The sequence below is a fragment of the Bifidobacterium sp. ESL0764 genome (assembly GCF_029395515.1).
GTDB lineage: Bacteria > Actinomycetota > Actinomycetes > Actinomycetales > Bifidobacteriaceae > Bifidobacterium.
Window position 1 is genome coordinate 686,439 of record NZ_CP113919.1, and the last position, 15,551, is coordinate 701,989.

12 protein-coding genes are annotated in these 15,551 nt (G+C 55.4%); 10 read left to right on the forward strand and 2 right to left on the reverse strand.

Translation table 11 applies throughout. The annotated features are described in order from the left end of the window. Nucleotides 1–131 precede the first annotated feature (131 nt). From hisB to priA, 4 genes are all read left to right on the forward strand, one after another. The gene (gene hisB / locus OZX71_RS02425) at nucleotides 132–734 is read left to right on the forward strand and encodes an imidazoleglycerol-phosphate dehydratase HisB (protein WP_277160378.1); all 603 of its coding nucleotides are present in this window, start codon (nucleotides 132–134) and stop codon (nucleotides 732–734) included. Next, on the forward strand, nucleotides 734–1,480 hold the full coding sequence (locus tag OZX71_RS02430) for a hypothetical protein (RefSeq protein WP_277160379.1): 747 nt from the start codon (nucleotides 734–736) through the stop codon (nucleotides 1,478–1,480). Before hisB ends, OZX71_RS02430 begins: the two co-directional genes overlap by 1 nt. A gap of 293 nt (nucleotides 1,481–1,773) precedes the next feature. Further along, nucleotides 1,774–2,472 carry an imidazole glycerol phosphate synthase subunit HisH gene (gene hisH, locus OZX71_RS02435; RefSeq protein ID WP_277160380.1) on the forward strand — a complete coding sequence of 233 codons (699 nt, stop codon included), beginning with the start codon at nucleotides 1,774–1,776 and terminating at the stop codon, nucleotides 2,470–2,472. Between the two features lie 164 nt (nucleotides 2,473–2,636). Continuing rightward, entirely contained in the window at nucleotides 2,637–3,359 is a 723-nt protein-coding gene (gene priA / locus OZX71_RS02440) for a bifunctional 1-(5-phosphoribosyl)-5-((5-phosphoribosylamino)methylideneamino)imidazole-4-carboxamide isomerase/phosphoribosylanthranilate isomerase PriA (RefSeq protein WP_277160381.1), read from the forward strand. Nucleotides 3,360–3,385: 26 nt separating this feature from the next. On the opposite strand, the gene OZX71_RS02445 is transcribed toward priA, so the two are convergent. Together OZX71_RS02445 and OZX71_RS02450 are read right to left on the reverse strand one after the other, a co-directional pair. Then, complete coding sequence (locus tag OZX71_RS02445; protein WP_277160382.1) at nucleotides 3,386–4,075, reverse strand: YesL family protein; 690 nt, start codon at nucleotides 4,073–4,075, stop codon at nucleotides 3,386–3,388. A 125-nt stretch (nucleotides 4,076–4,200) separates the two neighbouring features. After that, complete coding sequence (locus OZX71_RS02450; RefSeq protein ID WP_277160383.1) at nucleotides 4,201–5,037, reverse strand: IclR family transcriptional regulator; 837 nt, start codon at nucleotides 5,035–5,037, stop codon at nucleotides 4,201–4,203. Nucleotides 5,038–5,419: 382 nt separating this feature from the next. Between OZX71_RS02450 and OZX71_RS02455 the strand changes: the two genes are divergently transcribed. The 6 genes from OZX71_RS02455 (at nucleotide 5,420) to OZX71_RS02480 (ending at nucleotide 15,537) form a co-directional block, all read left to right on the forward strand. After that, nucleotides 5,420–6,352 carry an ABC transporter permease subunit gene (locus OZX71_RS02455; RefSeq protein ID WP_348519530.1) on the forward strand — a complete coding sequence of 311 codons (933 nt, stop codon included), beginning with the start codon at nucleotides 5,420–5,422 and terminating at the stop codon, nucleotides 6,350–6,352. An 18-nt stretch (nucleotides 6,353–6,370) separates the two neighbouring features. Further along, on the forward strand, nucleotides 6,371–7,303 hold the full coding sequence (locus OZX71_RS02460; RefSeq protein ID WP_277160385.1) for a carbohydrate ABC transporter permease: 933 nt from the start codon (nucleotides 6,371–6,373) through the stop codon (nucleotides 7,301–7,303). A gap of 79 nt (nucleotides 7,304–7,382) precedes the next feature. After that, nucleotides 7,383–9,164 (forward strand): ABC transporter substrate-binding protein, encoded by a 1,782-nt coding sequence (locus OZX71_RS02465; RefSeq protein ID WP_277160386.1) that lies wholly within the window; start codon nucleotides 7,383–7,385, stop codon nucleotides 9,162–9,164. A 195-nt stretch (nucleotides 9,165–9,359) separates the two neighbouring features. Then, complete coding sequence (gene yicI, locus OZX71_RS02470) at nucleotides 9,360–11,405, forward strand: alpha-xylosidase (RefSeq protein ID WP_277160387.1); 2,046 nt, start codon at nucleotides 9,360–9,362, stop codon at nucleotides 11,403–11,405. A 90-nt stretch (nucleotides 11,406–11,495) separates the two neighbouring features. Then, on the forward strand, nucleotides 11,496–13,742 hold the full coding sequence (locus tag OZX71_RS02475) for an exo-alpha-(1->6)-L-arabinopyranosidase (protein ID WP_277145540.1): 2,247 nt from the start codon (nucleotides 11,496–11,498) through the stop codon (nucleotides 13,740–13,742). A gap of 88 nt (nucleotides 13,743–13,830) precedes the next feature. Next, a complete protein-coding gene (locus tag OZX71_RS02480) occupies nucleotides 13,831–15,537 on the forward strand; it encodes a glycoside hydrolase family 3 N-terminal domain-containing protein (protein WP_277160388.1) in 1,707 nt (568 codons plus the stop codon). Nucleotides 15,538–15,551 lie beyond the last annotated feature (14 nt).

Genomic DNA, 15,551 nt, shown 5'->3' on the forward strand with positions numbered 1-15,551 from the left:
CTTTAAACGCTCGTGAATCCATTGCTTTTGTAATGCAAACATTGTGTATGTATCGGAGGATTCCGCTTGGCTCCGCGATGAATTATGATGGTATGGATATTGAAGTGTGAACGGCGAGAAAAGGAGCGGATATGGCAAGAACGGCGACGATAGTACGCGAAACCAGCGAGTCCAAGGTGGAGCTGAGCCTGAATCTTGACGGCACCGGCAAAACCGACATCGACACGTCGGTGCCTTTTTACAACCATATGATGACCGCGCTCGGCAAGCATTCGCTGATCGACCTGAAAATCCGGGCCAGCGGCGACACCGACATCGACGTGCACCACACCGTCGAGGACACGGCCATTGTCTTCGGCGAGGCGTTGAAGCAGGCTCTGGGCGACAAGCGCGGCATCCGCCGTTTCGCCGACGCCACCGTGCCGCTTGACGAGGCCTTGGCCCGCGCCGTGGTCGATATCTCCGGCCGCCCGTATGCCGTCTGCTCTGGTGAGCCGGCCGGGTTCGAATATGCGATGATCGGCGGGCATTTCACCGGCTCGCTGGTGCGTCACGTCATGGAATCCATCGCCTTCCACGCCGAGCTGTGCCTGCATATGCAGGTGCTCGCAGGCCGCGACCCGCATCATATCGCCGAAGCCGAGTTCAAGGCGCTGGCCCGTGCACTGCGGTTTGCGGTTGAACCGGACCCGCGCATCGCCGGCATCATTCCCAGCACGAAAGGGGCGCTGTGATGAGCGAATCTCGCGATGACGACAAGCGTAACGACGGAATCAACGATCCGGCCAATTCCAGCGACGATAACGGCGGGTTGTTCAGCGACGAAGAGCTCGAAGCGGCGCTGGCCGGTTTCGAAAAGGAATTCGCAGACGACCCTGATGGCAAGAACGTCGGCAAGGACGAACCGGCCGAATCCGACACGAACGGCTTAGACGACGCCTCAGAGCAGTCCGACCGCAAGATTACCGACGAACTGGACAAGATGGACTTCGACGAAGAGCTCGAAGGGCTTATCGGCAATCGCGCCAAGGTTGCCATACTGATCACCAGGTTGATTTCGGCGGATCTGCTCGCCGCGTTCTGCCAGATCGCCGATATCTCCGCCGATTGCCTAGCCGACGAAAACGGTGCCGTCGCCGTGCTGCACAATCTCGACGGCGACGCCCCTGAAGGCGCTGCGAGGGATCTGACCAGCGTGGTCAACGGCATGCCCGCGGTGCTTTCGGTCAATCGTGCGGACAAGCTCGTTTCCACCCTTTACGTGGCTGGTGAGCCGGGGCAGCAGTTCGCGCCTCCGGTGTTGTTCACCACCACTCCGAGGTGCGTTGAGGACCTGATGCTCGGTATCACCGATATTTCGGGGCTCAAAGAGCAAGGCGAACACATTGTGGCGACCGCGGATTTCGACCGTAAAAAGGCCTTGGGAGTGATTGCCGACCACACGCGTCCACGCGGGCGCGGCAAACCGAGCATTCAGTAAACGAGGTCTTCCTGGAGCGCGATGGCGATTGGCGTTAAGTTGGCGGTGTGGCAAAGCGTGGACGGAAGTGTCTGCCGCAAAGCCAAAGCGTGGATGGAAGTTTCTGCCGCAAAGCCAAAGAAACGGCATGAGGTTTCGTGACGGGCCGAGCAGGTTCGAACCTGAGGCTGTATACCCTGTTTTGCAGCATCTGAATTGACTGCCTATATCGCATGGTGAATGATTGCGATGAATTGCGGAAATTTGGACAATACTGGAATTATTCAGATACGTAAAAAGAAACGGGGAGTGACATGACCGCAGTGGTGGTGTTCGATTACGGCTTCGGCAACGTGCGCTCGATGATGCGTGCGCTGGCCCATATCGGCCTCGAGCCGACCCTGACCAGCAACCGCCGGCAGGCGCTTGAGGCCGATGGGCTGGTGGTGCCCGGTGTCGGTGCTTTCGCGGCGTGCATGGACGGTCTCAAGGCCGTCGGCGGCGACAGGATCATTGTCGAGCGCCTCAAGGCCGGACGCCCGGTGCTGGGGGTGTGCGTCGGCCTGCAGGTCATGTTCGCGCAGGGCACGGAAGGCGGAACGGCTGCACGGGGGCTTGGCGTCATCGATGGCAGCGTGGATCTGCTCGACGCGGACGTGGTGCCGCATATGGGTTGGGACACAATCGACGCCCCACAGGATTCGGTGATTCTCGACGGGCTTGGCGACCAACGTTTCTATTTCGTGCACTCCTACGCTTCCATGAGTGCTTCCATTCCCGCGCGTCCTGTGGCGGCGGCGAATGCCGTGGCATTGGGAAGTGACGGCTATCACGGCCACGCGCAATCGTCCATCGACGAGGTGAGTATGCAAAAGGTGGGATTCTGCGATTACGGGCGCAGCCGTTTCGTGGCGTCCTACGAACGCGGCCCACTTTCGGCCACCCAGTTCCATCCGGAGAAATCAGGGGAGGCGGGGGCTCAATTGCTCAAGAACTGGGCGGCGATGCTCTGAACCCGGAACGTTGTAAAACCGTGGTCTATGGCAGGGCAGAGGTATGGATTATAGGCTCATCAGAGGTGCTGCAGACGGTGTTCCGAACGGTTGCGTTTTGATATTCTGTGTTACTTATTAACCGGTGGTCGAAAGAAATCGCCACTGAAAGCAAGGAGAACAATATGCTGACATTGCTTCCGGCCGTTGATGTCCGAGGTGGCAAGGTCGTGCGCCTGCGTCAGGGCAAGTCGGGGTCCGAAACCGATTACGGCAGCCCGTTTCAGGCGGCGCAGGCGTGGTATGACGAAGGTGCGGATTGGATTCATCTGGTCGATCTGGACGCCGCGTTCGGCACCGGTGACAACCGCTCGGAACTGCGTGAGATCGGCGAGAAACTGGGCGGCAAGGTCCATATCGAAATGAGCGGCGGCATCCGCGACGATGCGAGTCTTGAGGCCGTTTTTGCTTCCGGCGCCGCACGTGTCAACATCGGCACCGCCGCGCTGGAAAACCCGGAGTGGACGGCCAGGGTCATCGAAAAATACGGTGACAAAGTGGCCATCAGCCTGGACGTCAAAGGCCATACCCTGGCCGGTCGCGGTTGGGTGAGCAAAGGCGGCGACCTCTTCGAGACCATGGCCATGCTCGATAAAGCCGGTTGCCGGCGCTACGTGGTCACCGACGTTGCCCACGACGGCATGATGGACGGGCCGAACCTCACGCTGCTGCGCGAAGTCGCCGAACGCACCCCGGCCCGTGTCACGGCTTCCGGCGGTATCTCCAGTCTCGACGACATCCGCGCGGTCGCGGCGCTTGAAAACATCGGCGTTGATGCGGCGATTCTCGGCAAATCCCTCTACGCCCACGCCTTCACGCTCAAGGAGGCCTTGGCCGCCATACGTTAATCGTTTCTGCCGAAAATTTCATCCATTTACATCAGCGAAGCGGTGGGTATTGAGTTGTCTTTCGAGGAAATCGGTCCGGAGGTATCCGGCAAATGGTCTTGTCGCTGGCTCATTTGGCCGATTTGCTCGAAGATTTTCAGATAAATGAGCGATTTGGCATAGGCAAGCCAGGAGAACCCCAGCAACAGACAAGCGATGCGTACGTATTTGGTGAATACGAACAAGGCGATTGCGGCGATGTCTATGGCCACGATAGCAAGTGTTTTGCCAAATGTCGCCCATGGTATCCTCAACGCGTTCAACAGTGTGGCTTTGAAACTGTTCTCGAATCGGGCTTGTAGAGGACAGTAGAATTCGAAGGTCATCAATAGTATGATTCCTGCTATGACAAGTACCGGAAGTACGATATAGGACGAGTTTGAACCCAAGGAATTCCAAAAGGACAAGGCGAAAACGATAATTGCGCCGATTAAAGCGAATATGAGAAATGCTGCTAATGAACGCAGGAATTCGCGTGCAAAGCGATGAAGGTATTCCCCTCCCAGATTGATGTCCTCATGGTCGTCGTAGGCGAAGACGGTGCTGTAAAGCGCTGTTCTGGCGGAAGCGATAGTGATGATAGGAATACAGGTAAGCAGGAATAGAAGGTTCAGGATAAAGTAGCGGACACATAGAGTCATGAATCGCCAAAATGGGCTGTTGATATTGAAATGCATGGCGAAGATGGCTCCTTTGGAATCGGTGATGGCGCTGTTCCGTCCGGGTGTGACTGTGGCTTACCCGATAATAAACGTTAGATTGATTAATTGTATATAATTAGGATATTTGTATAAATTGGCTGTCATTGATCGCCTGCGTCCCAAGGGGGTAATATGCGTTTTGATTTTGGGCCGGCAAGTCTACGCTGGATATCCATGGCGGTGGCTTTGATCAGTGTGGCCAGTTTGGGCGCAAGGGGTACGGTTCCGGTTTTGACCACGATGCTGATGGCTGCGACGACCGTCATCCCGCGATCGAAGATGGGGACGGCGACCGAATTCACGGGAATGTTGGTGAGATCGAAAAATGTTATTCGATTATGTTCAATTTTGTCCAGTTCTGCATAAATATCTTTCGCGGATGGCCTCTCGACTTCATACGAGGGCCAGACAAAATCGTCGTTGTCCAGAATCTTGGATTTCAATGCCGGGGAAGCGAAAGCCAAGAGGACTCTGCCTACGGCAGTAGGGACCAAAGGCAAAACGTCACCGACGTGATAATACAAAGGCAACTGCTGATGTCCGTCCCTGCGGTCGATGATGAGAGCGCCGGTACCTTGCAGGGTAGCCAACTGGACATGAAGATTGGTGGCTCGTTCCAGATTGTCCAGGCAAGGCGAGGCGGTTTCCTGAATGGAGAGCATCGGTTGCGCCGTCTGGGCGAGATTGATCAGATGCATACCGATTGAATAATTGCCGTTGCGCCATCGTTCCACGGCTCCGTGGGCGACCAGACCTGAAAGAATTCTGCTGGTGGTGCTTATCGGAAGTCCGCAGCGGTTGGAGATTTGTGTGAGGTTGAGTTGTGGGTCTTCTGTGGTAAAACAATCGAGAATCGCGAAAATCCGTTCGATCATACCGGCTTTTTCGGATGCGGTTTTGGCGCACGGAGCCGTTGATGAGCGATTCTGCTTGTTCATGGCTTAATTATAAATAGGCAGGCAATTGGGACCTTTCTGTTTTTCCACTGAGTGGAAATGGAATTTTTGTCTCGATTTCCTCACGATATAACTTGTTCTAACGAACGAGTTGACCGGTGCTGGGTTGCCGACAAAGACCGATGCCTTGCTTTTGCGGGTACATGTCATTGTAGTGAATGGTGTCGGGCAGTGTTCGTTGGATTGTGGCCGATATCTTCAAGGAAGAGCTGACGGAGTCGTCGTTGTCGACGCAACGGTTCGGACTGTTCATGAAGTCGCAGTAGAAGGAGGAATAGTGGAATCGTCACGCAAAGACGCCACGCTTAAAGCCCCATTGGTGCAAGAGTCAATTGCTGGCAAAGCCAAAAACCACAAGAGACAGGTGCAAGGTAGTTCAAAGGGAGGCAGGCATCGGCGGATATCCCACGGGTTCAAGTTGTGGCTGCTTGTCTCGCCGTTTCTTTTGCTCTGCGTCTTGTCCAACTACATCCCGTTGTTCGGGTGGATCTACGCGTTCTTTGATTATCAACCGCCGATCCCGCTTTCGGAAAGCAAATTCGTAGGGCTGCAGTGGTTTGAGATGCTGGTGAGGAATCCGGCCCAGATGAGAACCATAGGCCAGGTGTTGGTCAACACCTTTGCCATAAGCGGACTGAACATTCTGACGACTTTCTTCCCGATGATCTTTGCCATAGCGCTTAACGAGATTCGTGCCAAATGGTTTAAAAACCTGGTTCAGACACTGACGACATTGCCTAACTTTATCAGCTGGGTTCTGGTCTACTCCATCGCTTTCGCCATGTTCTCCTCCAATGGCATGGTCAATGACCTTTTGCAGAACATACATTTGATCGCCCACCCGATCAAGTTCCTCGATTCCGATTCATACACATGGATCAAGATGGTGCTGTGGAACCTTTGGAAAACGCTTGGATGGGGCTCTATTCTTTATCTGGCCGGAATCTCGGGAATCGACCAGGAGCTATATGAGGCAGCGGAAGTCGATGGCGCCAACAGGTTCCAGCAGATCATTCATGTCACGATTCCTCAACTGATGCCGACTTATTTTGTGCTGTTGATGATGGCTGTCTCCAACTTCCTTAACAACGGCATGGACCAGTTCTTCGTCTTCCAGAACGCATTCAACGCCCAACATATTCAGGTGCTGGATCTTTACGTATACAACATCGGCATGGGGCAGAACTCCCTGTCGTTGGCGACTGCGATTTCGATGCTCAAATCATTGGTAAGCGTGGTTTTGCTGTTCTCGGTCAACTGGCTGTCCAAGCATACCCGCGGTGAATCGATTATCTAGGACGGAAGGAACATCATCATGAAAAACAATCATTCTAAGAGCTCCTCTCCGGCACAGCAACGGACCCGGGGAGAAAAGGTATACAACATATTCAATATCGTTTTCTTCCTTGTCGTGACGTTCATTTGTGTATATCCGTTCTACTATCTGCTGATCAATTCCATCTCCAACAACAACCTGTCTGCGGCCGGTGCCATACGATGGCTGCCGGCAGGTATCCACCTGGGCAATTACAAGGAGGTCTTCGGTCTCGAGGGGCTTCCTCAGGCGGCGTTGGTCTCGCTCGCCCGTACTGTCATCGGCACGGTCCTGACAGTGATCGCGAGCGCATACCTCGGGTTCATGTTCACGCAGCAGCAGATGTGGCACAGAAGTTTCTGGTACCGTTTCATCATCGTCACCATGTACTTCACCGCCGGTATCATCCCTATGTTCATTACGATGAAGAATTATGGACTCACCAATAATTTCTGGGTGTATATCCTTCCGGTCATCGTGCAGCCGTTCAATATCATTTTGGTGAAGACGTTCATCGAGTCGATTCCCAAGAGCCTTCAGGAGGCTGCAGAAATGGACGGGGCCGGCACCTTCACCGTGTTCGGAAAGATCATTTTGCCGATGTGTACGCCGATTCTGGCTACGGTGGCTATTTTCACTGCCGTGGGTCAGTGGAATTCCTTCCAGGATACCTTGATCTATATGACGGATTCCAAGCTATATTCCTTGCAGTATCTGCTGTACACCTACATCAACCAGGCGAATTCGCTGGCAGCTTCCGTCAAGGCCAGTGGAGGTTCGGCGGTGAATGCGGCCGCGATGGCGACCCAGCAGACACCGACCTCGATTCGTATGACAGTTTCCGTTATCGTCGTTCTGCCCATTCTCTTCATCTACCCGTTCTTCCAACGGTTCTTTGTCAAGGGAATGATGCTTGGGGCGGTCAAGGGATGATTGATTCCGAAATGTTTGGGGGTCAATACTCCCAATATCAAAAAAGAATGTGAAATATAAAAAGAAAGGGAGGGCAAAGATGTCCTTACGAAAGAAGATGATCGGCGGCGTCGCACTGGCGTTGTCCGCGGCGATGATGCTCGCCGGTTGCGGCTCGTCCGGTGACAACACTGCAGGCGACAAGGACGACAATTCGTTCATGAAAGTCGATGTGTATGATGACCTGGCCAACTATCAGGGCGTGCAAAAAGGTTGGTTCGCCAAGGTGGTCAAGGATAAGTTCAACATGCAGCTGAACTATATTTCCCCGAATGTCGCCGGTGGCGGAACCACGCTGTTCGACACACGCACCGCCGCAGGCAATCTGGGCGACATCATCATCTCGACCGATGCCTTCGGCCGTGGTGCCAAACTTGCGAAGACCAACCTGATCTCGGATATGACCCCATACCTCAAGGGCATGAACAATATCAAGAAGTACAAGCATGCCACCGATGCCACCAACAAAATACTGGGCAAGACCTCCGGAGTCTGGGGCATCCCCAATTCGCTGTCCGACAGAAACCCTGCTACGGCCAGTGAGTCAGTGGAGCCGACATACGGTCCGTATCTGCGTTGGGACCTTTACAAAGAGGTCGGTTATCCGCAGATTAACACCTTTGAGGACCTGCTTCCGGTATTGAAGAAGATGCAGACGTTGGAGCGTCAGAAGACCGGTGACAACAAGGTCTATGCGCTGAGTCTCTTCAAGGATTGGGACGGCGACATGATGACTGTCGCCAAGGGCCCTGCCAATCTCTATGGTTACGATCAGGTCGGTTTCGAGCTGGCGAAGGCCGACGGCTCCGACTATGAGCCTATAACCGCGAAAAACGGCATCTATGAGAAGGCTTTGAAGTTCTTCTATGAGGCGAACAAGGCCGGTATCGTCGATCCTGATTCCACAACTCAGAACTATGACACCCTGCTTTCCAAATACAAGGACGGCAAGGTGCTGTTCTCCTTCTGGCCGTGGGCCGGGCAGAATGCCTACAACACGCCTGAACGCACTGCCCAGGGCAAGGGCTTCATGATGGCTCCGATGAAGGATCAGAAAATCTATTCCAAGGGTGCGACACCCGATGGCGGCATCACCATGATCGCTCTTGGCTCGAAAGCCAAGAACAAGCCTCGTCTGGTCAAATTCATCGACTGGCTGTATTCTCCTGAAGGCATCTATGACTCCAGTTCGCAAGACGGACTCTCCGCCGGCCCGAAGGGGTTGAATTGGAAGGTCGAAAACGGCAAGCCGGTCCTTACCGCCTTCGGCGAGAAGGTCATCAACGGTGGTTCCGCGAACGTCCCGAAGTCTTACGGTGGAGGCTCTTACGCCGACGGCATGTCCAAGCTCAACTTCCCGAGCGTTTTGGTCGCCGACAAGGATCCCGGAACGGGTTATACGTATACGTCCTCTGCATGGCCGAGCGTTTTGGAGAAGAACAACGACAATCCATTGCATAAGGATTGGTCCAAGCATATGGGAGGGGCCAAGACCACTATGGAATATCTTGAAAAGAACAAGATGATCGATGTCGCTCCTGGCGCCACCGTGGTGCCGCCTCTCGAGGATTCGAAGATTTCGACCATCAAGAGCTCGATCAGGACCGAAATCGTCAATTCCTCTTGGAAGGCGTCGTTCGCTGGAAGTGATGCGGAATTCCAGCAGATTCTCAGCGACATGCGTTCCAAGGTCGATGGGTTGGGACTGAAGGATGCCCTTGCCTTCGATCTGAAGAACGCCAAGGACCAGGACAAGTCCCGCAAGGCCATTGTCAAAGAGTTCGCCAATAAGAAGAGCGATTCGGCCAGCTCGTCGAATTGATGGCGGCTATGAACTGCACCGTCGTGGTGCATGATTCCTGAACGTGGGTGAGGCAGTTGACGCTATGACCCGTGAGAGGCAACGCCGTCTCAGGGCTATGCCGTCAACTGTCGCGTCCGGGTTCTCCGATAAGAACATAAGGTTCCGTTCCTCTGGCATCTGCGGCGAGGGCCTGATAACAAAGTTAAGGAAACAATGAAATTTTCAAATGGTGAGTGGTTGGTACGTGACGGTTTCGACGTCAAATATGCAGCGAATGTCTACACCGCCAAGATTGAACCGAAGAAGCTTACGCTGTATTGCTCGTATAATTTCCCGATTTTCGAAACCGGAATGACTTTGGATGGCGGAATAATGACCATCGAGGTCACCAGTCCGCGTCGTGACATCATTTCCACGAGAATCGTCAACTATAAGGAAGATCGCAGCCATTGCCCGACCTTCCCGCTCAATACCAATGACCCGGACGTCGATATCGAGGAGAATGACGAAGCCTGGACCTTTACCTCCGGACACACCAGTCTCAAGGTCAGCAAGGGCAAGAAACATGACTTCCGCTTTTACTATGACGGAAAGCCGCTGACCGGAGCGGGATTCCGTTCCAAGGCGTTGGTGACCGATCCGGACGGTGCCGCCTATATCTCGGAACAACTGGATATGGGGGTCGGCGAGAAGATTTACGGACTGGGGGAGCGCTTCACCAACTTCGTGAAGAACGGCCAGAGCGTCGACGTCTGGAACGCCGACGGCGGCACGGCCACCGATCAGGCTTATAAGAACGTGCCGTTCTATATGAGCAACCGCAACTATGGCGTCTTCGTCGACAGCCCGGGCAAAGTGAGTTTCGAGATCGGCTCGGATCGCGTACAGCGTGTCCAGTTCTCGCTTGAAGGCCAGGAGATGACCTATTGCGTCATCGGCGGATCCTCGATGAAGGACGTGCTCAACACCTATACCGATCTGACAGGCAAGGCGCCGCTGGTGCCGGAATGGAGTTACGGGCTTTGGCTTTCTACCTCGTTCACCACTGATTACGACGAGGAAACGGTGATGAAGTTCGTCGACGGCATGGCCGAACGGCATATCCCGTTGAGCGTCTTCCACTTCGATTGCCGCTGGATGAAGGAGCTGGAATGGTGCAACTTCGAGTGGGATCCGGACAAGTTCCCCGATCCCGAGGGCCTGTTGAAGAAGCTGCACGACCGCGGTATCAAAGTCTGCGTGTGGATCAATCCTTATATCGGCCAGAAGTCCCCGTTGTTCGAGGAAGGCGCAAAGGGCGGTTATTTTATCAAGCGTACCAACGGTCAGGTCTGGCAATGGGACAAGTGGCAGGCCGGTATGGCCATCGTCGACTTCACGAATCCCGAGGCCGTGAAATGGTATCAGAGCAAGTTGCGCCACTTGATGGATCAGGGTGTGGATTGCTTCAAGACCGATTTCGGTGAGCGCATTCCCGTCAAGGACGTGGTTTATTTTGACGGTTCTGATCCGAAGCTGATGCACAATTATTATGCCCAGCTCTACAACAAGGCGGTTTATGACCTGATCTGTGAGCAGAAGGGCGAGGAGAACGCCATTCTTTTCGCTCGTTCCGCAACCGTTGGCGGCCAGCAGTACCCGGTCCACTGGGGCGGCGACAATTCTTCCAACTATCCGTCGATGGCGGAGTCGCTGCGTGCAGGGCTTTCGTTCGGTATGTCCGGTTTCGGCTATTGGAGCCACGATATCGCAGGTTTCGAGGACAAGCCGACGCCGGATCTGTACAAGCGTTGGACGCAATTCGGGCTGTTGTCTTCCCATTCTCGTTACCACGGGTCGCGTGAGTACAAGGTGCCGTGGCTGTATGGCGACGAGGCGGTGGACGTGGCCCGTGAATTCACCGAATTGAAGCAACGTCTGGTTCCGTATCTGGTGCGTATGTCGCACGAGACCCACGAGACGGGCGTGCCGATGATGCGTTCGATGGTTTTGGAATTCCAGGACGATCCGACTTGCGAGGACATCGATACCCAGTACATGCTGGGTGACGACATCCTGGTGGCACCGGTCTTTTCCGAAGACGGCGCGGCGCGTTTCTATGTGCCGGACGCTGGCGGCGAGCACGCAGGCGAGCCGTGGAAGAACCTCATCACCGGTGAGAGCTATGAGCCCGGCCGTTGGTATAGGCAGACCTACGACTATCACACCCTGCCGGTGCTGGTGCGCCCCGGCGCCGATCCGCTAAACGAACAGGAATAATCGGGTATCGGTAATCAGGCGATCCGGCGGTTCCAACGAATGGCGCCTGCTGGATTGCCTGCTTGGTCATATAAAGGAAAGAGAGAAGAAATGAGCGCAAGTACGCGTTGGTCGCTCGATGATTTCACGCTGGAAGAAAAGGCAAGCCTGACGTCCGGTGGGGATTCGTGGCACCTGCAGGCAATTGCCGATAAAGGTGTTCCCGGCTATATGGTCACTGATGGCCCTCACGGCTTGCGCAAGGCAGCGAATTCATCGGGTTCTTTTGAAACGAAATCGGTTCCTGCCACGTGCTTCCCTCCGGCTGCCGGACTGTCCAGCTCATGGAATCCGCAACTGGTCGATGAGGTCGGACGTGCGATGGGAGAGGAATGCGTGCAGGAGCAGGTCGCGGTGATTCTCGGTCCCGGAGTCAATATCAAACGCAGCCCCCTGGGCGGACGTTGCTTCGAGTTCTGGAGTGAGGATCCCTATCTTTCCGGCCATGTCGCGGTCGGCATGGTCACCGGTATCCAGTCGGAAGGCGTCGGCACGTCGTTGAAGCATTTCGCCGTCAACAACCAGGAGACCGATCGTATGCGCGTCTCCGCCAATGTCTCCGAACGCGCGATGCGTGAAATCTATTTCCCTGCCTTCGAATACATTGTCAAAACCGCGCAGCCGTGGACGGTGATGTGTTCCTATAACCGCATCAACGGCGTGTACGCGGCACAGAACCATTGGCTGCTCACCGATATCCTGCGCAAGGAATGGGGATTCAAGGGAATCGTCCTGAGCGATTGGGGAGCGGACCATAACCGGGTCGATGCCCTGAACGCGGGCATGAACTTGGAAATGCCGCCCACCGATACCGACAGCCAGATCGTCGATGCGGTACGTGATGGCCGTATCGATGTCGTCCAGCTCGACCGAATGGCTTCCGGGGTGCTTGACCTGATGGGCAAGGCCCATAAGTCCATGAGCGCCGAAGGCTACCGTTACGACGTTGATGCCCATCATGAAACGGCTCGCCGTGCCGCACAGGAATCGATTGTCATGCTCAAGAACGAGGGGGGCATCCTGCCGGTCGGCAAAGACCGGCATCTCGCCGTAATCGGCGAGTTTGCCCGTACCCCTCGTTATCAGGGTGGCGGCTCCTCCCACATCAATCCGACCAGGTTGTCGAGCTTCCTCGATGCGCTTTCGTCTCGCGGCATTCAATTCGACTTTGCTCCCGGTTTCACATTGGACGACAAACCTCAGGATGAGCAGTTGACCAAAGAAGCGCTGAATACCGTGAAAGGGGCGGATACCGTACTGATGTTCATAGGTCTGCCTGATGAGATGGAGTCGGAAGGCGGCGACCGGACGAGTCTGGACCTGCCTGCCAAGCAGATTGACTTGCTGACGCAGGTATCGGCAATCAACAGCCATGTCGTGGTGGTGCTTTCCAACGGTGGCGTGGTCTCCGTGGCCCCGTGGCGTGACAAGGCCCAGGGGATTCTGGAATCCTGGTTGCTCGGACAGGCCGGAGGCGAGGCGCTGGCCGACATCATCGAAGGCGACGTCAGCCCCTCCGGAAAGCTTGCCGAAACGATTCCCATGAAACTGCAGGATGATCCGACAATCATGAATTGGCCGGGTGGGGCCCGCAACGTGGACTACGGCGAAGGCGTGTTCGTCGGTTATCGATATTACGATACCTTCGATAAGCCTGTGGCCTATCCCTTTGGCTACGGCCTGAGCTATGCCGATTTCAAGTTCAGCGACATAGAGGTCGATAAGACCGGATCGTGCGCCGCGTTGGTGGAGGTCACCGTCACCAATACGTCCAATGTCGCCGCCTCGCAGACCGTCGAGATCTACGTCGCACCCGGTCAAAGCGAGGTCCAGCGCCCACGTCATGAGCTCAAAGGATTCAAAAAGGTGTTCCTTAAGTCGGGCGAGTCGAAGACGGTCTCGATTCAGCTTGACGCACGGTCGTTCGCCTATTGGTCCGACGAATATCACGACTGGCATGTTGAACCTGGCGTTTATGGCATCGAAGTGGGGACTTCCAGCCGTGACATTGTCCAGAGTGTCGAGGTTCGTCTTGACGGTGACGGCAAATCCCTGCCATTGAGCGAATGGTCCTTCTTCTCGCAGTGGCAGGAGGATCCGCTTGGTGCCAAGGCGATCGAGCAGATGGAAGCGGACGCTGCAAAAGGCAAGGCGCCCAAGTTGCCGACCGATGATGCGCTGCTGATGTCTTTGCTCGCAGGAACTCCCATCAATTCGTTCGGTGTGCTCATGGGCAAGCCGGGCACGGAGGTTCCGGGCTATCTGCTGAAGGCCTATGGACAATTGAGGAATAAGTAGATTTGAGAAAATCAAGATTCCGGTTTTCGGCATTCGCTTGATGTGATGGCCGGAATCTTTCGGACGGTTTGATGTTGGGGAGTGTACGTTGGGATTGGATTTAGCTGCAGGGCCGTATCGCCTGTCGGCGCAACAGATTGATTTTGTCAACCGTGTCGTCGCAGGCATGAGCGATGAGGAGAAGATAGGCCAGCTGTTTTTTGTCATCGGTCAAGAAGGTGACGATTCCCGCTTGAAGGATTTTATCGATCGATATCATCCCGGTGGCATCATGTATCGACCGGACAAGGCCGGCAAGCTGCAGCATAAAGTGGCGACGTGCCAGGGGAATAGCAGGATTCCGCTCTTCATCGCGGCGAACCTTGAGGCCGGCGGCAACGGTTTGGTCGCCGAAGGCACGTGGTTCGGCCGTCCGATGCAGGTCGCCGCTACGGCCGATCCCCATCAAGCCTATGAACTCGGCGATGTCTCCGGATATGAGGCGCGTCAGGTCGGTGGCAACATGTCGTTCTCGCCGATTGTCGACCTCGATCTGAACTTCCGCAACCCGATTATGAACACCCGTACCTTCGGCAGCGACGAAAGCACGATCATCGCCATGTCCGACGCCGAGATCGAAGGTTTCAAGGCCAACGGCATCATTCCTGTGGCCAAGCACTTCCCCGGCGACGGCGTCGATGAGCGTGACCAGCACCTCTTAAGCTCCATCAACTCTCTGAGTGTCGAGAAATGGATGGAATCGTACGGACAGATCTACCGTCACTTGATCGAGCGCGGACTGCCTGCAGTCATGATTGCCCATATCATGCAGCCCGCGTGGGAACGCCGCCTGTGCCCGGGCATCGAAGACAAGGATCTGCGTCCCGCTTCCGTGTCCAGGCTGTTGATTGATGGTTTGCTGCGTGGCCAGCTGAAGTTCAATGGGCTTGCCATCACCGACGCCACGCCGATGATCGGTTACAATGACATCATGCCACGCTCGCAGGCGCTGCCGACCACCATCAACGCCGGCATTGACATGATCCTGTTCAACAAGGACATCGATGAAGATTACGGCTACGTGCGCGAGGCGGTCTCGAACGGCACGCTGCCGATGGAACGCGTCGACGAGGCCGTCACACGCATCGTCGCCACCAAGGTGGCCCAAGGCGTCATGGGCACGGACGGCAAGCTTAAGAACCCGTCCTCGCCCGACTTTGATCTGAAACTCGAGGAACATGGCAGACTTGCCGCCGATCTCGCCGCGAAATCGGTCACGCTGGTCAAGGACCGTGACAATATCCTGCCGATCACCCCGAAGAAGTACCCGCGCGTGCGCCTGGTCGTGCTTGGCGACACCGACGACGGCGGCTTCAAGGAAGGCGGTCTGGTCGCCGACAAATTCAAGAAAAAGCTCGAGGGCGAGGGCTTCAAAGTCACTATATTCGACCGTAAGCACCTCGATTTCCAGGAGGTCTTCGAAGGCGGCGTCAAGGAAGAGGAGGATCGTTTCGACCTGGCCTTCTACGTCGCCAACGTCGAAACCGCCAGCAACCAGACGACGACGCGTCTCGACTGGATCCACCTCATGGCCGCCGACGCGCCGTGGTTCATGCGCAGCATCCCCACGGTCTTCGTCTCGACCTGCAACCCCTACCATCTCTACGACATCCCGATGGTCTCCACCTACGTCAACGCCTACACCGGCAACGACGTGACCATCGACGCGATCATACGCAAGATGACCGGCAAGGAGAAATTCGAAGGCAAGAGCCCCGTCGATCCCTTCTGCGGCCATTTCGAGACGCGCCTGTAAGGCAAATGGAAACC

Excerpts from the sequence above, each read along its gene's own strand:
- hisB (WP_277160378.1), top strand. The coding sequence starts at position 132 with ATGGCAAGAACGGCGACGATAGTACGCGAAACCAGCGAGTCCAAGGTG.
- OZX71_RS02430 (WP_277160379.1), top strand. The coding sequence starts at position 734 with ATGAGCGAATCTCGCGATGACGACAAGCGTAACGACGGAATCAACGAT.
- hisH (WP_277160380.1), top strand. The coding sequence starts at position 1,774 with ATGACCGCAGTGGTGGTGTTCGATTACGGCTTCGGCAACGTGCGCTCG.
- priA (WP_277160381.1), top strand. The coding sequence starts at position 2,637 with ATGCTGACATTGCTTCCGGCCGTTGATGTCCGAGGTGGCAAGGTCGTG.
- OZX71_RS02445 (WP_277160382.1), bottom strand. The coding sequence starts at position 4,075 with ATGCATTTCAATATCAACAGCCCATTTTGGCGATTCATGACTCTATGT.
- OZX71_RS02450 (WP_277160383.1), bottom strand. The coding sequence starts at position 5,037 with ATGAACAAGCAGAATCGCTCATCAACGGCTCCGTGCGCCAAAACCGCA.
- OZX71_RS02460 (WP_277160385.1), top strand. The coding sequence starts at position 6,371 with ATGAAAAACAATCATTCTAAGAGCTCCTCTCCGGCACAGCAACGGACC.
- OZX71_RS02465 (WP_277160386.1), top strand. The coding sequence starts at position 7,383 with ATGTCCTTACGAAAGAAGATGATCGGCGGCGTCGCACTGGCGTTGTCC.
- yicI (WP_277160387.1), top strand. The coding sequence starts at position 9,360 with ATGAAATTTTCAAATGGTGAGTGGTTGGTACGTGACGGTTTCGACGTC.
- OZX71_RS02475 (WP_277145540.1), top strand. The coding sequence starts at position 11,496 with ATGAGCGCAAGTACGCGTTGGTCGCTCGATGATTTCACGCTGGAAGAA.